Annotated in this window: 14 protein-coding genes; 7 read left to right on the top strand and 7 right to left on the bottom strand. The window is 57.2% G+C overall.

Going from position 1 to position 19,000, the window contains the following annotated elements; all coding sequences use genetic code 11:
• The first annotated feature begins 145 nt into the window (after positions 1–145).
• A complete protein-coding gene (locus QNM96_RS07305; protein ID WP_283835402.1) occupies positions 146–1,840 on the top strand; it encodes a right-handed parallel beta-helix repeat-containing protein in 1,695 nt (564 codons plus the stop codon).
• A 74-nt stretch (positions 1,841–1,914) separates the two neighbouring features.
• On the opposite strand, the gene QNM96_RS07300 is transcribed toward QNM96_RS07305, so the two are convergent.
• A complete protein-coding gene (locus QNM96_RS07300) occupies positions 1,915–2,991 on the bottom strand; it encodes a polysaccharide deacetylase family protein (protein ID WP_283835401.1) in 1,077 nt (358 codons plus the stop codon).
• 399 nt (positions 2,992–3,390) lie between these two features.
• Between QNM96_RS07300 and QNM96_RS07295 the strand changes: the two genes are divergently transcribed.
• The gene (locus QNM96_RS07295; RefSeq protein ID WP_283835400.1) at positions 3,391–5,031 is read left to right on the top strand and encodes a polysaccharide biosynthesis C-terminal domain-containing protein; all 1,641 of its coding nucleotides are present in this window, start codon (positions 3,391–3,393) and stop codon (positions 5,029–5,031) included.
• 275 nt (positions 5,032–5,306) lie between these two features.
• Here the strand turns inward: QNM96_RS07295 and QNM96_RS07290 are convergent, their stop codons facing one another.
• The 5 genes from QNM96_RS07290 to QNM96_RS07270 all read right to left on the bottom strand — a co-directional run bounded on the left by QNM96_RS07290 (position 5,307) and on the right by QNM96_RS07270 (position 10,409).
• Positions 5,307–5,543 (bottom strand): hypothetical protein, encoded by a 237-nt coding sequence (locus QNM96_RS07290; RefSeq protein ID WP_283835399.1) that lies wholly within the window; start codon positions 5,541–5,543, stop codon positions 5,307–5,309.
• Complete coding sequence (locus QNM96_RS07285; protein ID WP_283835397.1) at positions 5,540–7,462, bottom strand: sugar-transfer associated ATP-grasp domain-containing protein; 1,923 nt, start codon at positions 7,460–7,462, stop codon at positions 5,540–5,542. The genes QNM96_RS07290 and QNM96_RS07285 overlap by 4 nt, the downstream gene beginning before the upstream one ends.
• A 363-nt stretch (positions 7,463–7,825) precedes the next feature.
• Positions 7,826–8,902, bottom strand: a complete 1,077-nt coding sequence (locus QNM96_RS07280) for a glycosyltransferase family 2 protein (RefSeq protein WP_283835395.1) — start codon at positions 8,900–8,902, stop codon at positions 7,826–7,828.
• On the bottom strand, positions 8,902–9,129 hold the full coding sequence (locus tag QNM96_RS07275; protein WP_283835393.1) for a hypothetical protein: 228 nt from the start codon (positions 9,127–9,129) through the stop codon (positions 8,902–8,904). Before QNM96_RS07275 ends, QNM96_RS07280 begins: the two co-directional genes overlap by 1 nt.
• Positions 9,126–10,409 carry a hypothetical protein gene (locus QNM96_RS07270; protein ID WP_283835391.1) on the bottom strand — a complete coding sequence of 428 codons (1,284 nt, stop codon included), beginning with the start codon at positions 10,407–10,409 and terminating at the stop codon, positions 9,126–9,128. The genes QNM96_RS07275 and QNM96_RS07270 overlap by 4 nt, the downstream gene beginning before the upstream one ends.
• Before the next feature lie 260 nt (positions 10,410–10,669).
• Between QNM96_RS07270 and QNM96_RS07265 the strand changes: the two genes are divergently transcribed.
• From QNM96_RS07265 to QNM96_RS07255, 3 genes are all read left to right on the top strand, one after another.
• On the top strand, positions 10,670–12,163 hold the full coding sequence (locus tag QNM96_RS07265; RefSeq protein ID WP_283835390.1) for a hypothetical protein: 1,494 nt from the start codon (positions 10,670–10,672) through the stop codon (positions 12,161–12,163).
• 82 nt (positions 12,164–12,245) lie between these two features.
• Complete coding sequence (locus QNM96_RS07260; RefSeq protein WP_283835389.1) at positions 12,246–13,232, top strand: glycosyltransferase family 2 protein; 987 nt, start codon at positions 12,246–12,248, stop codon at positions 13,230–13,232.
• Positions 13,233–13,741: 509 nt separating this feature from the next.
• Positions 13,742–14,935 carry a succinylglutamate desuccinylase/aspartoacylase family protein gene (locus QNM96_RS07255; RefSeq protein ID WP_283835388.1) on the top strand — a complete coding sequence of 398 codons (1,194 nt, stop codon included), beginning with the start codon at positions 13,742–13,744 and terminating at the stop codon, positions 14,933–14,935.
• 89 nt (positions 14,936–15,024) lie between these two features.
• On the opposite strand, the gene QNM96_RS07250 is transcribed toward QNM96_RS07255, so the two are convergent.
• Positions 15,025–16,353, bottom strand: a complete 1,329-nt coding sequence (locus tag QNM96_RS07250; RefSeq protein ID WP_283835387.1) for a polysaccharide deacetylase family protein — start codon at positions 16,351–16,353, stop codon at positions 15,025–15,027.
• 297 nt (positions 16,354–16,650) lie between these two features.
• On the opposite strand from QNM96_RS07250, the gene QNM96_RS07245 reads away from it, so the two are divergent.
• Together QNM96_RS07245 and QNM96_RS07240 are read left to right on the top strand one after the other, a co-directional pair.
• On the top strand, positions 16,651–18,345 hold the full coding sequence (locus QNM96_RS07245) for a hypothetical protein (RefSeq protein ID WP_283835386.1): 1,695 nt from the start codon (positions 16,651–16,653) through the stop codon (positions 18,343–18,345).
• Between the two features lie 250 nt (positions 18,346–18,595).
• Positions 18,596–18,982, top strand: a complete 387-nt coding sequence (locus tag QNM96_RS07240) for a hypothetical protein (protein ID WP_283835385.1) — start codon at positions 18,596–18,598, stop codon at positions 18,980–18,982.
• Positions 18,983–19,000: the final 18 nt, after the last annotated feature.

Raw genomic sequence — 19,000 nt, 5'->3', positions numbered from 1 at the left:
ATTGGTTTTCAACGAGACAAACTGTTTCATCCAGCGTGACTGTTGAGCCGATTTGTTCAGCGAATGAGGATTTCTCACTTAAAGGCTGGATATCCGAATCCATAGATACTGGACCCCTTCATCACTCTTGTAAAAGTGAATATCAATGTCGAAACGAAGCGGTACGCAAAATACGAATCACGAGACACCCATTGATCCCACCTCATTACCACACACTGACACACAGGAGTCTGCTGGGCGGGGAACCGAATCCAATCAATCAGCCAAACAGAACTCGAGCAAATCCAGACGGTCGTTTCTTCGCGGGAGTGCCATCGCCGGCGTCTCCGCGCTCGGACTACTTACGGCGACGAGCGGATCCGCGACCGCGTTCCACGAGGGCTATAACAACGTTATAAATGTCGTCGACGCAGGGGCGGATCCCACCGGGGAGGAGTCGATTACGCCGGTCCTCAATAACGTCCGAGCGGACAACACCGCGTTCAAGTTCCCAGAAGGCGAGTACTACATAGACGAGCAGTTCCGGCACACGAGATACGAAAACATCGGCTTTTTCGGACATAACGCGACCCTCGTTCCGGCGAATTATCACGATTTCAACGGACCGCAGTTTCGCATGTTTCGACTCGGGACCTGGCTCAACCCTGGGGAGCGGCTTCGGTTCGAAGGATTTGATATCGATCAGACCGCCCCCGAAACCGGCATTCGAGTTATCGGAGCAAACGTTACCGATCGCCTCGAGGTTCGCGATATCACCGTCAACGGCACGCACGACAGCGGAACGTGGGGGCCGGCGCTGTTCGGAATCGTCGATTCGGACGGCGAGGGCATCGTCGAACGCTTCCGTGCACCGGACGGGGGAGTCCACTCCGATCGCACGCCCCATGCAGAAAACGCGTGGCGCGGCCCGATCGGGATCGAAGCGAACCGAAACGATGGTTACCTCGAGTTCAAAGACTGCGAACTCGACGGGTTCCCGAGCAACGGATTGTACGCCTCCGGGGGGTCCGGAACAACTGTCGTCAACGGCGGAACCTATCGAAATAGCTGTACTGCGAGCATCCGACTCGGCGGAACCAACAGCGAGATCAACGATGTGACGGTCGTCATCGACGAGACGCCGTCCTACAGCGCTAGTCAACGCGCTATTCGTCTCGAGAATGCCAACGGCATGACCGTCGACGGTGCGGACATAACGATCACGTCACCGAGTCCAACCAGTCACGCGCTATCGGTGATGGACTCGTGTGACGGCCTGCGATTCGAGAACTCGTCGATCGAGATGCGAGGGGATCGAGTCAATCACGGTATCGTCGTCTCCGGACAGGCCGGATACACCCACATCTTCGACGTCGATATCGTTCACGAAACGTCCGGCGGATATCCGATCTGGATCCGAGAAACTAACAATGACGATCGAGTGCTCACCGAACTGGTCCACATCTCGGGTCGGGCGGGAGCCGAAGGCGGGTTCCGCGACGGTATCCGATGCGGTCGGGACAACTGCCGGTTCAGTACCTTCACCGTCGAACAACCCGGTCGCGACGGCGTCGATCGAAACGCGTTCGTCGTGACGGGAGACGATACGGAGGTCTACCGCGGAGAGTTTTACGCGAGTCAGTATCCCTACATCGACCAGGCGGACAACAACAACGTTCGAAACTCCATCATGGACTCGGAGGATGGGTCACTCGAGGGAGTTCGCCTCTATTCGAGCGCCTCGAACCCGACGGTTCAGTACAACGAGATTGGGAACGGAATCGACGATCTCGGCGCTTACAACGTTCGGCAGTGGCACAACACGGATATCGGTTCGTCGCCATACCTTACCGGAGCATAGTAACTCACACTAACGCAGTCCGCGCGGAAAACACGGTTCGGAACCGGTACCAGAACTCACCGGCAACCGGCTCGTTACTCGTCAGCGTTCGCAGCGGCTCGAATGGCGTCACGGAGCGTGACAACCGTGAGATCGCGCTCCTCGACCCACTCGAGCGTTTCGCGGATCCCCTCTTCCGTGACTTCCTCCTTGAACGTGTGCGCGCCGATAATCCCGATCCCTTCTTGTCCGGCGACCTGGTCGAGTTGGTTCTGGACGGTCGTGGGTGTGGTGAACTCGATGAAGTAATCTCGATTCGTGTCGAACGGGTCGAAATCGTCTACGTCATTGATCATCGATCCGGGGTTTACGTTCGCGATTCCATCGTAGTACTCCTCGGCGAACTCTACGGCTCGGTCGTCGACGATATCGTACGGCGCAAGGAGCGTATCGACTTCGAACCCCATCGACTCGAGGTTCTGTTTGCAGTCGCCGAGGAACTCGTGCATGAGATCCTCGGGATACCGTTCGACCGTCTCGCCGGCCGCGAACGATTCGCCGATCGGTTCGTCGAACTCGATGTACGCTCCCGTCTCGTCCTCGGCGGACCCGGTAATGGTTCGTCGAACCTGATTATCGCCATCTGTGATCTCGAGATCGAAGACCTGGTGGAACCCGTGATTTCGCGCTTCGGGATATATTCGCGTGTCATCGGGTTCGACGTCTTCGACGAGTTCGAACTCCCCGAGGGCGGTATGGGCGGTCGTGTGGGCCATGATCTCCCACCCGGCGTCGGCGAGCTCCTTGAGTTGTTCCTCGGTCATCCAGTCGTTGTCGTTGTAATCCTCTCGACCGACCCATTCGGTGACGATGCCTGCGCTGGCAGGTGCGTCGAACTCCTGGTGGACCGGAAACGCCTGCTCGTAATCCTCTACCGGTCCGTCGTCATAGACGAAGACCACGGCTCCGCCGTCTATGTCCGGTACGTCGTGGTCGTCCTCGGACCCGTTTTCGCCGGTGCCCTCCTCGGATCCGTCGTCTTCCGTCTCTCCGTCCGAGCCGTCTCCGCTCGAATCGTCTCCATCTAATATATCAGTACAGCCGGCGGTCATCGCGACTGTCCCCAACCCAACTGCACCGAGAAAGCGACGGCGATTCGATTCTGAATCCATTTGCTTGTCCGAACCGTCGGTACTCGTACACCTACTTATATAGCTGTTAACGAATGAGCACGCGCTCGAGATGTCGTGTTGTTTCCCGGCGATACCGATTCCCTCGGTCACATTCTGAAACAAGACGATCGAACGGATAACAGATTCAGACGAGACTTGGCGATCATCGATTCCGAACGGACGGACCGTTATACCGATCGTTTTGGAATTAGGATGTACTGATCATCGAGACACGAGTTAGCACGTTTTCCAGGTATTTTACGCCAATTCAGGCCGTTATGACGGGTATAATAAGGGACGGCGGATTCCTGCGTCGACGTATATTGTGTCTGCACCGGAAAACGACCATGGGTGGGTGATGGAGACGACCAATCGGAACCGTCTCCGGTGGGATGACCTGTGAACAGAAGTCTCGCAAGCGGAGTGTTCTCGGTTATTAGCGCGAAGGTCGTCGTCCTCGTTATTACAGCGGTTTCGACACCACTTCTGTACAGGCTCCTCGGGGTCTCGGGATTCGGTGAGTACTCGTTCCTCATGTCGATCTTTGCGATCTATATGATCTTCGTGAGTGCAGGGGTTACCGACGGCGTTCGAAAATTCTTGGCCGAGGACCGCACTGAGCGAAACTGGAGCGAACACGTCGTCGGCTTTTACTTCCGGTTAGCCGTTTTTCTCGCCGCTCTGGGAGCGATACTGCTATTTCTGGCGGCTCGAGTGGGGTTCGTTAGCGTTGCGTTCGGCGACGAGCTATCGATTTACTTCTACGCGCTTGCCTTGCTCGTGATCACCGCCCAGTTTCGAGACTTCGCCAGAAAGACGCTCATGGGATTCGGTCTCGAGCGATACTCCGAGCCGTTGAAAATACTCGATACGGTCGGGTTCGTCGTCATCGCGATCCCGTTCGTCTATTTCGGCTTTGGTGTCTTCGGAGCGCTTGCGGGCCACCTGTTCGCGAGTATGCTGGTCGCCACTACCGGACTATTCCTCGTTCACCGTCGCGTATCGCTTTCCTGCTTTTTCTCTCGCCCGGATTCGGGGTTTCCGGTAAAGAAGATGCTGACGTTCAACTCGATGACGATCGCGCTCATCTTCCTCCTGATGTCGCTCTATCACATCGATATCGTGATGCTCCAGCGGTACACCGACAGCGCGATCGTCGGAAACTATCGGGCGGCGCTCACGCTCGCTGAGTTCCTCTGGTTCGTTCCGCTGGCACTCCAGACGGTGTTCGTCCACTCGACCTCCGAGCTCTGGTCCCAGAATAGGCGCCGGGAGATATCGAACCTCGCCTCCAAGACGACGCGATTTACCTTCCTGTTGACCGCCGTGATGGCGGTCGGACTCGGAGCGCTGGCGGACACCGTCGTCCCGATTTACTTCGGGTCCGATGCGATTCCGGCGATCACACCACTTCTGTTGTTACTCCCCGGTGCGCTCGGATTCGCACTGGCGCGTCCGGTGCTCGCGGTCTCGCAGGGGAACGGACAACTTCGATATCCCGTCGGCGCAACCGCCGTTGCCGCCCTGATCAACATCGTCTTGAACTTCCTCTTGATCCCACGCTACGGGATGCACGGTGCGGCCATCGCGACGAGCGTGGGATACGGATCGATGTTCGCGTTCCATTGTGCGAGCGCTCGAGTCATCGGCTTCGATCCGCTCGCCGATGCGCGACTCGGCCGATCGGCGTTGACGACAGTTCTCGCCGCGTTTCCCATCGTCGGACTCTCTTCGGTGATCACGAACCCATGGCTCGCACTCGTGATCGTGCCACCGGTCGGACTCGCGATATTTCTCACCTTCGGCCTTCTCGTGGGCGCGATGGACCCCGAAGAGCCCTTCGAAGTGTTACGTGCGTTCCCCGATCCCGTCGGTTCGATGGCTGAAACGGCCCACAACCGACTCGAGGGGCTGGGAATTACTGGTTTGCCGACGAACTGGTTACAGAGCCTGCTCTTTCTGGTCGGGTTATCCCTACTCGTTACCGGCCTGTTCCTCGGATTGTTTGGATCCGGCGTCGGAAGTCTGAGTTTCTGGTGAGGCGAGACCGGTCGTCAACAAGAGTGTTTCAAAGACGCTCACTGTCGGCCGGTCGCGTTTCCAGCCGGTTTTCCTTCGCGATTCTCCCGCGGAAAATCGACGGGCGATTGATACTGTCGGCTCTACGTCGTTCGAGATTCTCGTCACCCGGGGGATACGAAAATCTTCACAGCGGCACAGCCGACAGTAAGAATCGTTGCCGGCGTTAAATCCAGTCGGTGGAACTGTTCGCCGGTTGAACGGTTACGGGGCGAGACGACTCGAGCGGAGCCCGATTAGCTCGGCGGTTTCCGTTCGCGGACGTGGCCGGTCGCCTCGATGAGCATGAAGGCGACAAACAGCGTCGGAATGCCGACGAAGATCAGTTCGGGAACGCCGACCGCGACTGACTCTTCGGCCGTGATCGAGAGTCCGGCGGGAATCGGGACGGTAATCGTCTGCTCACTTCCAATCCACGCCCCTGGAAGCAAAAACCCGATCGCAAGAACAGAACCGAGGGCGGCCCGATTCATCGCTGGTTCACCTCCGAAAGGACCTCTTCCTTATCCTCGCCGGGCGTCGCCTCATTGCCGGGAGCCGTGGCACCGTCCGGACGAGAAGCGTGTTCGACGGGATCCTCGTCATCGGAACCGTCAGAGATCGCATTTGCATCTCGCTTCCAGACAGGGGAATCCCACTGTTTCGACAGTTCAATACCACTTTCATCCCAGTCGGATCTATCCCACCGCCTGGCAAGATCGATCTTCTCTTCGGGCGGCTTGAGGTCGAACCAGTCCGGCAACGTTTCGATGAACGACGTCCGTTCTAAGAGTCCGTCGAACGTCGAGTTCTGGATCCCGAGACCGGGTCGCGCGTTGATCTCGAGGACCATCGGACCGTGCTCCTCGTCGATGACGATATCGACGCCCGTATAGCCGAGACGGGATACTTCGGCGGCTTTGACCGCGGTCGAGAGCACGTCACCCCAGTTCGGGATGGTAAACCCGTCGAGTTCGACCTTCGTATCCGGGTGTTCGTCGAACCACTTGTTCGTGCTCTGGTAGCCGCCCTGTGCGTCGCCGTTCGAAACGCCGAGACCGACCCCGACCGCGCCCATATGGAGGTTTGCCGCGCCGTCTGATTCTTCGGTCGGAAGGCGAGTCATCGCCATAATCGGGAATCCTTTGAAGATGATAACTCGAATATCGGGGACGCCTTGACCGGCAATCGAGAGCAAGTGATCGTCGGGATGGATCAGCCCCTCGATTACCGCGACACCTTCGAGGCCCATCGGATCGTACTGCCCTTCGATGATAGAACGGGTGTGAGAGCGCAACTGCTCCGGCGTTTTGATGCCCTTCGACGTTTCGAAGTAGCCGTTTTTGGTTCGTCCGGTGACGACGATAATCCCCTCGCCACCGTAACCGCTATCGGGTTTGATAACGAACTCGTCTTTCGACTCGAAGATTTCTTCTGCCCGTTCGAGTTCGTCGGGCGTTTCGACGAGAGCGTAGGTATCGGGCGTCGGAACCCCAGTGCCGTGGAACGCCCGTTTCATCGATGCCTTGTCGAGTTCCGGATTGAGATGTGACGGGTTGTACTCTTTGATCAACCGGTTTCGGCGATTCATCGCCATTACCGTCGACGTCTCGATCCGGGACGTGTCAGCGCCGAAGAATCCACGAATACGCGCTTTGGCGTTGTGCAACCGCGCCCACATCGAACCGCGTGCCACGCTAAACCGCGAACCGCTGTAGACGTTCGAGAATCGGAGATACTCTTTGATTCGCATATTCGACTGTGCGCCGAGGTACACGTTCGCCGCGAGGACAGCGGCCCACGTTTCGGGCGTATGCATCAGCCAGGTGATAACGCCCTCCTGGGCGATTATAAGGTACGCGATCACGATGACGACGAGCGTCCAGGTAAACCGGACGGCCGGCGCTCGCCACCCTCGTTCGGAAAGTTCTCGAGCGAACCGGTCCGCGTACCACGCCGTGACAATTGCAGGGAAGAATACCTGTAGCGCGTCCACCTGGTCCGGGAGAACGCCGGTATCACCCATGACGTGAAACGTCGTGATGGCGATCGTTACCACCATGACGAGGCCACCGATTCGGTGGGCAGTTCCGAGACGGAACGGCTCGAGAATCAGGTACGTACAGAGGGCAACGAGAAAGATATTGACGAACAGTACCGTCCCCCAAAAAAGGCCACTCTCGACGAGGATGAACGCGAGAATAATTGGACCAAACATTCCGTACGTAACGAGTCCGACCTTGCTCCGCAGGACTGCAACGACGAGCCCGGCGACGAGTAATTCGAAGAAGATTCGGTACGGCTCGAGCGGCTGTTGTCCGAGATCGAGTCGGTAATTGAATTCGACACCGAGAATGCCGAGAATTAGTAACAGACCAGCTAATGGTGCATACTTGGCGATAGACGACCTCAACGAGTGGGAAAGACCCATTCGGTTAGTCGTGAGTTTGTCGCCAGTTTGATTTTGTGTAGCCATCACTCTGAAAATTATAGACTGGGGTGAGGAATTATTATAGTGCGCGTATAGAATATACGCTCACAAAAACTAATATAACAGAACGTTTCCGCTGGCTATCACCGTTTCAAATATCTAACTGACAGATATTAATTTATATGAAACAATATAATGATTATGGGTGGAGAAGAGGCCACACTATCATTGAGGGAATACCGTCGAAGACGACCCGCGATCTCTAGCAAAATCGAATTTTCGACCGGGACGGTTCCCCTTCACGGACGCTGAATCCGTCGGGACAGCCCCGTTTTTGCATCGTCCCTACTGATACTGACTTTCGAGGTGCTCGCTTTCGGCCATATCGAACACCATCGCGAACAACAATAGCGTGACTCCGAGTCCAAAGATCAGGAAACTCACGGTCCCGGTCAGGAGAATCGACCCGCTTTGCAGTATTGTATCGAACAGCGCCCACCCGATCCCGAGGGCTCCGACGGCGGCCGTTCCCGCCCCGAACAGGTAAAACAACGCGAGCGGGTGAAAGTCCGTCCCAAGATGCTTCGTTTTCAACCGCCAGAGAAAGTTCCCTAACAACATCAACGAAACCTTCGGAATGTACGTCGAGTATTCGATGCTCGACTCCTCGTCGCCGTAAACCGCCGGCATCGAAACGTCGGCGACGCGCATGTCGCTCGCGTTGAGTTTGACCAGCAAGTCGTTACAGTAGCCGTAGTACTCGTACAGGTTCTCGAGATCGATCGCCTCGAGCGCGTCGTGGGAGATCGCGGTATACCCGTTCTGTGGGTCCATCGTCTTCCAGTACCCCGAGGCGACCTTTGTCAGAAACGTCAACATCGCGTTGCCGACGAACCGAAACCGTGGCATCGCCGATCGATACTCGCGGTTGAGCAATCGATTCCCTTTCGTGTAATCGGCGGTCCCCTCTACGATGGGGTCGAGTAGCCGTTGCATCTGCGAGAGGTCCATCTGGCCGTCCGCGTCGACGGTGACCGTCGCGGTTACACCGTCCTCGAGCGCGGCGAGGTAGCCCGTCTTGATCGCCCCGCCGGCACCCATGTTTTCTCGGTGTTGGATCGGGACGACACGACCGATCGGCTCGTGAACGGTTGCTCGCTCCGTCAACGCTCCAGCACCGCCATCAGCCCGGAGGTGATCACTCCCAGGCGGTTCGCGAGCACCGTCGACACTGCGATTCGCACGCTTCGCCCGATCGGCACGAGCGGCCTCGAGAATCTCGTCCCAGGTTCCGTCGGTCGAACGGTCGTCGATAACGTACATTCGGTCGACGTACGCTGGCATCTCGCGAATAACGTCGCCGACGAACCCCTCCTCGTTGTACGCGGGCATCACGATACCAACGGACGTTTCTCGGTACATCAGTGTCCACCGAGGGGGTCGACGTCGGTTTTCGCTCTGTGCTCACCGGGCCCAACGCGGCTGCCGGAACTCGCGGCGACCTCGATATCTGGGGCATTATCCTCGCGTCCAGCGCCGTGATAGTTCACGTGCGAATCGATACTTCCCCCATCGAGTTCGTCGGGGTAACGGCTGTCGTGTCGTTTGCCGGCATGGCCGCCGAGCGGCCCAGGGGAAGATCGGTTCATCGGTCTTCTCGCAGTTCGGTCGCCGTGACGACATCGATGTCCTGGTCGTCGATGTGCTCGAGGAGATCCTCGAACGCCTCGAGTTCCATTCCGTCGTCGCCTAACTCTTCGAAGCGAAGCACCGCGAGCTGGCTGTGTTCGGCGGCGTAATCGACGTACTGTTTCGTCACGTCGCCTTCGGTGCCGGGGAATACGCTGATATTGTGCGGATCCGTAAGCGGCAGTGCGTTCGGGCTCCCGCCGTAGCGAAACGCCTGTTCATGGTGCTCTCGAATAGCATCGATCGTATTCGTTCCGAGTATGTTGCCAGGAACGACGAAGTGCTCCGCTCCGTCGTCGAATCCGCGGCTCTCGAGGTAGGATTTCGTCTGTTCGATCGCTCGTTCCTGTTCGTCCGCTTCGAAGTCGGGTAGTCGCTGTGACCCCGTTTGCGGCCGGGCGATCATCTCCCATCCGGCGTCGTTTAAATCCTGTAACAATCCGTACGTGAGTCGGTCCGTTTCCCCGACGGCGTCAGGAATAACGGCTTCAACCCCCACGAAGTCGTGTTCCTGCATCGGCTCGAGGGCCTCCGTATGGTGGCTCTCGAGCGTGCCATCGAACAGCAACAACACCTTTCCTCGATCGGGACGCGAAACGGATCGAAGATCGTCGATTTCGCACTCGATGGATCCGTCTTCCCCGCCGCGACGGCGGGCCGCGATGCGGATCTCCTGGACCGAACTGAGGTCCGTGTGCGAATCAAGTCCGGTGGTGCCGAGGTCGACCCGTACCCATCGGTCAGCCGGCCCGACCAACGTCCGAGTGAACGAGTGAACGCTGTTCGAATCCGGGGCGAACAACTCGACTGTGAGGTGGAGTTGTTGACGGTCGGTGAACTTCACCGCGAGCGAGAGGTTTTGCTCGTCTAAATCAAGTCCCCCGGAAACCGTGGAGTATATACCCGCATAATCGCCTTCTTCGCCTGCGGTGAGACGGGCGGATTGTGACCCCGCGTACGGGTCGTCCGTTGCCGCCTCGAGCTCCCCGCCGTCGAGCAGTGATACCCAATCATCGAGATCGTCGAAATCCTCGACGGTCTCGCCGGGCAAGTGGTCGAGTTCGTCCGCTTCAGTCTCCCCCTCTTCGGTATCGCTGTCGTCATCGTCGTTTCCACCGTCGCTAGAGTCGTCCGATTGGAACGGAAGCGACTCACGCACCTCCGTAGCACACCCTGCAAGCCCCGCCGTCGCGGCGACGGCAGCCGTCGTTATGAACGATCGTCGGTTTCTGTTCGTCATCGACAGGAAAAACGCGTCAGCTCCCCTTTCTTATCCGTATGCTAAGCGCTTCAACAGAGAGAGCAGTTCGGCGCACGGAACGGGCTTCAGACGCGATTAGCACCGTCATAAGTGGCAAAATACTCCGAAAGAGCTCTCGTAATGAAAGATTGTTTGTTCTCGATGAAACAGTTGTTCTCTATCCATTCACGTCGTCAATAATTTCATTTTCAGTTACCGTTTATATATGTAAATCCCCCCTCTGGTAACGCCTCCATGCGATGCAAGGAGATTCACAATCACGTTCGCTTGGTAGAAGATCATACCTGAAAGGTTGTCTCGTCGGCGTTGGCTCGACGTTGGGAATCGCAGGTATTGGTTCGGCACAGCAAACTGAAGATCAGTACGAAACCATTGTCGATGTCGTCGACGCTGGTGCGGATCCGACCGGAGAAACGTCGATCACTCCCGTCCTCCGCGAGCACGTAGGCGATGATACTCTGCTCCGGTTCCCCGAAGGGCGGTACGCTATGGATTCACAGCTTCGTCTCACCGGGTTCGATAACGTCGGGTTCGTCGGTGACGATGCGACCATCGTCCCCGCGAATTATCACGAGTTCGACGGTCCACAATACCGTCTGTTCCGAATGGGAACGAGCTCGAACCCCGGACGAAACCTTCGATTCGAAGGGTTCGAGGTCGACCAGACTGCGGAAGAAACGGGCATTCGCGTCCTCAACGCCGAAGTCGAGGACGGACTCTACGTTCGAAACGTTATCGTCCGCGGCTCTCACGACGCCGGAACATGGGGTCCTGGATTGTTCAATATTACCGATCCGGACGGGGAGGGATACGTCGACTGTTTCAAAGCACCTGACGGCGGCGTCCACGTCGAAGATACGCCGAACGCAGGGAACATGTGGAAAGGACCGACCGGCATTCACATCAACAACAACCATCAGGGAACACTGATTTTCGCAAATTGCGTCCTCGGCGGCTTCCCGGGTAACGGCCTGTACGCCTCCAGCGAGAACGGACAGGTCGGCGTCGACGGTGGTTGGTTCGCAAACAGCAGCACCGCCTCGATCCGCCTCAGTGGCTCACACGGAGCGATTAGGAACGCGACGGTCATCGTCGACGAAAACCCGAACCACGCGCCCGGCCAGCATGCGATCCGACTCGACCGAGGGGATACGTTCGACATCGATAACGTCACCATCCACGCAGCTGAGCCGAACGGTGAGGCGATTCGGGTGATGGACGACGTCGATGATGTGTCGATCGAAAACACGGACGTCTATGTCGGACAAGGAGATAGTTCGGGTATTCGGATCGACCGGGGAATGGGAACGGCTAGCTTTACGGACGTCAACGTCGAAATCGACGGCAGCGCCTACGCGTTTCGACTTCTCGGCGAAGACGCAGGGGAAGTCTCCTTCCAAGACGTCTCCGTCACCGGTGACGCGAGCGGAACCCCGATCCAACACGCCGTCTACTGTGAACGAAACGACTGCGAGTTCGATTCGTTCTCCCTCGAGCAAACCGGTAGCAGCGAACGGGGTGGACTGTACCTCAGCGGCTCGAAATATCTCGTCACAAACAGCGAGTTCGAGACGTCGAACACGTCGATCGCTATCAGCGGTGCGGACGACGTCACGATAGAAAACACGGAAGCGCAGTCCGAAAACGGCAACTCCGTCTTCATCAGCAGTGATTCTGGCTCCGTGGAACTCGAGAACAACGAGTTCCCCGACGACGTTCGGGACGACCGGTGATTTAACGGGGGAGAGCGGTTCGAATTCGAACGAGGCTTAGCGGTGGCATAATAATCCGTTGGGGGACGGAATAACCGACGAAATGACTCGCGTTAGCGTAATTATTCCGACGTACAACAGAGCGGAAACCCTCCCTCGTGCGATCGACAGCGCGCTCGAGCAGACGGTCGACGACCTCGAAGTGGTGGTGGTCGACGACGGATCGACAGACGAAACGAGTTCGGTGCTCGCGGCGTACGACGATCCGCGGGTTCGGCCGGTCGTTCACGCGACGAACCGAGGCGCGAACGCGGCTCGAAACACCGGTATCGATCACGCACAAGGTACGTACACCGCTTTTCTCGACTCGGACGACACGTGGATTCCCGAGAAACTCGAGCGACAGTTCGAGGCGCTCGAGGGGCGCTCGAGCGACTGGGTCGGCACCTACTGCGATTCGGCGTTCGAGTTATCCGGCGCTGATGGTCTGGTTCGGAGTACGGCTGCGAGCGCGCTGGCCGCTGGCGACGAAACGCCGACGACGGAAGGAAACGACGAGTTGATCGGCGAGATTTTCGCGGACAACGTCCAGCCGGGTGCGGGTTCGACGCTGCTCGTTCGAACGGACGTCGCGGACGATATCGGCGGGTTCACCGAGGATTTGGATCGATTTCAAGATCCGGAGTTCTGTATCCGGGTTCTCAAGGAAGGAAAACTCGCGTACGTCGACGAACCGCTGGTCGTTCGCGAAGAGACCGGTCACCCACCAGCAGCCGTCGTCAAAGAGGCGAGCCGTCAGTACCTCTCGATGCACGAAGAAACCGTCGAACATTTCGAAGAGCGAGGGTTCGATATCCGATCGAGTCACGAACTCGTCATCGCAAAACGGTACTTTGCCGATGGAAAGCCTCTCCGCGGACTCTGGCACCTTCGAGCGGCCGCCGCCTCACCCCGGAAATACCCCGGTCTCTGCTGGGCGGCCGGCTCCGGTATCCGGCGTCGTCCGATTCCGATCGCAACGGCGGTTGGGTTCGTCTTGCTCGCGGCCGTGATCGTTCGAACGCTGATTGCTCGTCGAGTGCTCCGGTAGTCGACACCATGTGACCAACTCTTGTCCGGGTTGGTCTGAACGAGTTGACGCCGCGTTCTCGTAGACCATCCGTTGGGAATCAACCGAACCAACGTCCGTTCGACGCAAGCTCTGGCTGTAACGTTACGGAATTTTGACTTGAGTCGGCTGTTCCCCGACCTCGAGAAGCCGGTAGACAACTACGGGAACGATTTCCAGCGCATCGTTCGAATCAAATAGATCAGCGGGAAGCGGGCCGTTGGGCCGTCCGATCCCCGCCTCTTTCACCGGCTACAAAAGCAGTTCGAATCCAACCGGGTGACGGTCCGCGGTTCGACGGTTCGACGAACGGTACGGCGTCTGTTATATACTTGTCATCCCTCCGGAGGACAACAGTTACATAATCAAAATCAGAGGATAAAATCCACTACAACACTATTTACATTTCATATTTAAACGAATTAAAATATTGTCCCTCACAGACTATACTCACGATAACAAACAGGAACCTGTCGAAAGCATCGGATGGAATGCTCCGAGATACGCTTTCGCGAAGATCTACGCTAGCGCTTGTGGCCGGGAGTGCGATTACAGGTGCTGGTATTGCGACGACATCTGCAGACGACGAAGTGGATGGCGACGAATCCGTCTCTCGTGATTCACACGTCATTCTCGAAGGAACTGACCACGAAACTACGGTCTATACGACGGAAGCGCAGGCGGATGGACCGACCGTTCTCGTCGTCGGCGGCGTTCACGGGAACGAGGTCGCCGGATACGCAACTGCAAACGAGATCGCCAAGTGGGCGATCGACGCCGGAACGCTCGTCACGATTCCCGAAGCGAACGCGACAGCGGTCGATCAGCAAGGTCGTGCCGGCGCTGACGGTGTCGACCTCAATCGGCAGTTCCCCGAGAGTAGCGAGCCACAGACTGAACTCGCACGGGGACTCTGGGACGTCGTCCTCGAGAACGAGCCGGATATCGTTATTGATCTCCACGAGTCGACGGGTATCTACGCGGGCGATCCCGTCGATGGTGTTGGCCAGGCGATTTTCCGGTCGAACTCGCCCGATGCCACGACAACTGCACAGGACGCAGTCGACCACGTCAACGGCGAATACGTCGACGAGTCAGATCCATTATTCGAGATCGGCAACTTCACCCGTTCGGGGGTCGAGCCGAGCGGACTGCTCGTTCACAAAGCGACTCGCGATCTCGACGCCGACGCGTTCCTGGTCGAAACGCTCTCGACCGATCACGACCTCGAGACGCGCGTCGAGTGGCAATCAGTGATCGTCGAACGCCTGGTCGAAGACGCCCTCTTCCCGGAGGAGGAGCCGGACAATGGACACGGATCCGGTGATGATATCGACGAAGACGAAGAATCTGCCGACGAAGACGATGAGTTCACCGAGGACGAGCAAACCGACGATGACGCCTCGGACTCGCCGACCGCTGAAATCGAGACCGATCCGGCGGGAGCCAAAGACCACTCGCTCGAGCCCGGACAGACCGTCACGCTCGATGGGACCTGCGCCGAAACGCCGAACGAGGCAATCGAGGCATACGAGTGGAGCGTTTACAGCGCCGATCAGTACAATAAAACTGGCGAAACGATAGACGTGACGATCGCCAAAGACGGCGAGTACTCGGTCGGCCTTCGCGTCGTCGACGAGACCGGCGCAACCGGAAAAACGAAGATAACCCTCTCGACGGAGTGAACCGCACCCCGGCGTAATTTTTTTGCCGAGTTCTGTGAGGAACAGGGACACAGCCTCGCCTTTCAGGGCAGGGTGGATGTCACAACGGATTAGTTGTCGAAGTGGACTGACGTTCGCATCTCCCAGAGTTCGTCGAACGTGATGACCTCAACGTCGGAATCGTCAATGTACTCGAGTAGCTCCTCGTAGTCGTCTTCATCCATCGTATTATCCGCCTCGAACGTGTGGAAGTTCAGGATCGAACACTGGTTGTGCTTCTCGACGAGGTCGATACAGCGCGTCGCGATATCGAGGTCGTGACCGATCGTTCGGGGCAACGCAAGCGGATCGAAGCCGTAGACCCCCGTCGTGTTGACGTTCCCGGCCTGGTTGAAGCCGCCACAGTAGTGGTAGTCGGTAATGTACTCGAGGCTCGTTTGATCGTAGCTGTTGTGCGGGTAGACGATGTAATTTGCACCCTCGAAGCCGTGCTCGATGAACCAGTTCTTGTCTCCGCCGAGTCGGGCCTCGAGGTCGTCTTCGTCTTCGATCTCGTGAAGCGGGCTGTGTGTCCCGTGGACGACGATTTGATCGCCCTCATCCTGTCGTTCCTGGAGCTGTGATACCGACATGATTCCGTCTCGCCCTTCCTCGGTCCAACGGGGGACCGGTGCCTGGACGGTCGAAAATTCGTACTCGTCGTGGAGTGGCGATGCGGTCTCGTAGTAGTCGGTGGACCCATCGTCCCAGCACAGGATGACATATCCCTGATCAGGGGTATCGTGCGTGCGCATATCGTCGATCCACACTTCGGCTTCGTCCATCGAGTGCAAGACGTGAAGTTCGATTCGATCTAACTGCCCGAGATCCGGTTCGATCTCTGTTTCCTCGAACACGCCGGGGCTCGATCGGAACCAGCCGACGTCCGGTTCGCGGTAGGTAATCTCACGAAGCGAGTAGATCTTTTCGTCGCCGAGCCGATCGACGAGATGGACGTTGATGGTTATATTATCGGGTGTAGTCGTCCGAACGGCGAACGAAATATCTTGGTCCGTAAAGTCCTCGTCGTCGACGTCACGTTCGACGAGGATGTTGTCCTCACCGTCCGAGTTCAGCTTCAGACTCTGGTCGCCGGCGAAGACGTGATCCTCGTCGGCCTCGCCTTCCCCTTCGATAACCTCCCACGGCTCGACGTCTTCGAAATCGTCGAAGGACTCTCCCGGGTCCGCGTACTCTTCTCGACTGTTGTATTCCGTTTCGAGTGATGGAACGCCTTCCGAGAGGGCGGAGGCAGTCTGTTCGTCCGAGGACTCTCCATTCGAGTCGTCAGATCCGTTCGTAACGTCGTCTATCCGCTCGCTACAACCCGCAAGACCCGCGGCAGCTGCTGTTCCTGAGAGGGCAAGGATTCGTCGTCGCGTTGCTCGTCTACGTGTCATTGCTGAGTCGATTGTACCGCCACAGGCCCCATTATTATAGATCCAATAGTCGAACGCTGGGCAGAGCGCGTCGACAGTTCGAGGGCGTCGCTGTTGGGAATCTGCGGAATAATGAGGCTCACATTCGAGAACGAATCGATTTCCGGCCGTTTGAGCCCTTAACTAAGTCATAATTAATGGTCGCTTCACCGAAGTTTAGACAACGAGGTGCACGCTCTCGGGTGCTCACTGGACGGGGGTACCAGCCACAGTGACTGTCGAACGCCGCTCGCTCGTCCACTGAGGTGGTTATAGACGATGAACAAGGAACTCTTCGGCGTATTTGGCGGTATCGAGACGTTCAAGCGATTCAGATCGGACGACGAATTCGACGAAATCCTCGAAGGAAAAACGATAACTGCGGGGATCAGAGACTCCGGTCTCGGAGCACCCGGCTGGAGCGCGACGTACAGCGATGAAAACGGTATCTGTCTCATCTGGGGAGAAGCGTACGTCCCGGGCGAGGAGTCAAACGCCGCGCGCTGGCTACTTGAGCAGTATTCGACCGAGGGGGAAGACGCACTTCGAAACCTCAACGGGTCGTATCTCGCGGTTCTCGATGCTGATTCCACTGATCAGGCGTTCGTCGCCACCGATATGGTTCGGTCGCGGTCCTGTTTTTATACGGATGGACCCAGTGTGCGAGTCTTCGGAACCGATGCCAGCGAAGTCGGCCGAACGCTCGCCTCGCCCAAACTTCACCGGGACGGCGTACTTGATTTTCTTCACCTCGGCGTGACACTCGGGGAGAAAACGTGGGTCGAAGAGCTCTTCCGACTGCCGCTGGATAGCCAGCTCACCTCGGATTCGGTCACCCAGTTAGACCGATTCGTCTACAAACCTCGGAACTTCGACTACGTTCAGGAACTTGCGGATCGGCTCGAGCGGGCGATCGACAGGCGGTCGAAACTGCCGGGAACGAGCGGACTCCTTCTTTCAGCCGGATACGATTCGCGTATCCTTCTGTCGCAACTCCCGGACATCGAACAGTGTTATACCGTGGGGTATCCCGAGGGACAGGAAGTCACCGGTGCAAAACGCCTCGCGGAGCAGTACGACGTAACTCATACCTCGTTTCCACCCGACGAGCGGTACTTGCGCGCACACGAATCGAAAGTTCGCTACTCGCAGGGGATCAAAGAATCACTGCATATCCACCACGCCGGATACACCGACCAGATAAGCGTCGATACGATACATCACGGGCTCCTCTGCGATACGTTTTTTCGTGGCCACTTTACCGAACAGGCCGGAATCGACGTACTCGGAAAACGGATCTGCTTCGATCGGCTGAATTCGAACCCCGACCCGGTCGAAGTCCTGCTCGAGCGGTTCGGGTATATCCCCGAAGCGAGTCTCGACCTCGCCGATCGGATGTCCTTCGATCACGATGTCGAAACCTACGTCAGAGAAACGGTCGGTGAGGCGGTCGACTCGATTGCAGACCGAGCCGATCAACCGCAGAACGAGCTTACCGGTTGTGGAATAGCGAACCAGCCGTCGATACCGTTTCACAACCACCTTTCGGATCATTTCTTTACGGGATTTCTGGCTACAGACGCCGAGCTAGTCGAGTGGCATCTACAGACTCCACCGGAGTATCGGACGACGGAAACGTTCCTTCGCGCGTTCAAACGAATCGACGAAAACGTGCTCCGACACCGTCCACCAGACAGGCCCCACGATACGGAACTCCTCAACGAAGCGGAGAGCTTCGTCCGGCGAAAGACCCCGTTTCTCTCCTCGTTCGATCCCCCTTGGCCGAACCGTGACGTTCTGTTTGACCAGTACGAGTTCGATCAACGCCTCCTCCCCGAACTCGAGTGCACTCATCCGCTTCCGGCGAGGCATAAACTCCGAATCAACGATATCCAACGCTGGCTGGGCATCTGGTCGAACAGAAAAGAAATGCTCTCGCCCTGGTTGGCCCCGTCGAATACACCTTCTCTGTAGCATTTTGAAGCGAAGTATCCGTTCTGGCGGAATGAACGAAGCGTCGGATGAGTAAGATGGAGTAGGTTACCGGGTTTGATCGCTTCGGCAACGGTTGAGGATTCGCAAGTCGACGATGTTGTATAATCCACTTGGACTAAAATGATTAACCATGATAGATGGTGTGAAACGGTCTATCTTGCTACCATTTCTCAAGAAACACCGGTGAAGCGTGGGAATACTTATACACCACGAAGATTTAACGTGAAACATGCGTCTGACGAGTGAAAAGGAACTGAAATATTCCGAACAAGGGGACCAGGATTCCGCAACGACAGCAACTGATTTCATCCCCGCGTCAGATCTTATTCTACTTTCGACACTTGAGGAACTGACGACCCCAGTTACTGTCGACGAAGTTGTCGATTATCTCGTACATCCAGCAGACCCCTCAGTCGACACCTGGGCAGATGTCCACGAACGGCTCCACCAGGAACGACTCCCCGCGCTCGACGACGCTGGAGACATCGACTTCGATCCGGAACGTGGGACCATCACAGTTCTCGGGCCTGACCGACCGAACGATCAACTCGTTTCTCGAGCGTTCGTCGGGGCCGTTTCGATTACGCTGTTGGTTGTTCTGTTCGTTATTATCTAATCGTCGCTCTCAGTAGCG

The organism is Halostagnicola sp. A-GB9-2, assembly GCF_030068615.1.
GTDB lineage: Archaea > Halobacteriota > Halobacteria > Halobacteriales > Natrialbaceae > Halostagnicola.
This window is presented reverse-complemented; position numbering and strand designations above follow the sequence as displayed.

What these genes read in the sequence shown, in the direction of transcription:
- QNM96_RS07305 (WP_283835402.1), top strand. Translation starts at nt 146, where the DNA reads ATGTCGAAACGAAGCGGTACGCAAAATACGAATCACGAGACACCCATT.
- QNM96_RS07300 (WP_283835401.1), bottom strand. Translation starts at nt 2,991, where the DNA reads ATGGATTCAGAATCGAATCGCCGTCGCTTTCTCGGTGCAGTTGGGTTG.
- QNM96_RS07290 (WP_283835399.1), bottom strand. Translation starts at nt 5,543, where the DNA reads ATGAATCGGGCCGCCCTCGGTTCTGTTCTTGCGATCGGGTTTTTGCTT.
- QNM96_RS07280 (WP_283835395.1), bottom strand. Translation starts at nt 8,902, where the DNA reads ATGTACCGAGAAACGTCCGTTGGTATCGTGATGCCCGCGTACAACGAG.
- QNM96_RS07275 (WP_283835393.1), bottom strand. Translation starts at nt 9,129, where the DNA reads ATGAACCGATCTTCCCCTGGGCCGCTCGGCGGCCATGCCGGCAAACGA.
- QNM96_RS07270 (WP_283835391.1), bottom strand. Translation starts at nt 10,409, where the DNA reads ATGACGAACAGAAACCGACGATCGTTCATAACGACGGCTGCCGTCGCC.
- QNM96_RS07265 (WP_283835390.1), top strand. Translation starts at nt 10,670, where the DNA reads ATGCAAGGAGATTCACAATCACGTTCGCTTGGTAGAAGATCATACCTG.
- QNM96_RS07260 (WP_283835389.1), top strand. Translation starts at nt 12,246, where the DNA reads ATGACTCGCGTTAGCGTAATTATTCCGACGTACAACAGAGCGGAAACC.
- QNM96_RS07255 (WP_283835388.1), top strand. Translation starts at nt 13,742, where the DNA reads ATGCTCCGAGATACGCTTTCGCGAAGATCTACGCTAGCGCTTGTGGCC.
- QNM96_RS07250 (WP_283835387.1), bottom strand. Translation starts at nt 16,353, where the DNA reads ATGACACGTAGACGAGCAACGCGACGACGAATCCTTGCCCTCTCAGGA.
- QNM96_RS07245 (WP_283835386.1), top strand. Translation starts at nt 16,651, where the DNA reads ATGAACAAGGAACTCTTCGGCGTATTTGGCGGTATCGAGACGTTCAAG.
- QNM96_RS07240 (WP_283835385.1), top strand. Translation starts at nt 18,596, where the DNA reads ATGCGTCTGACGAGTGAAAAGGAACTGAAATATTCCGAACAAGGGGAC.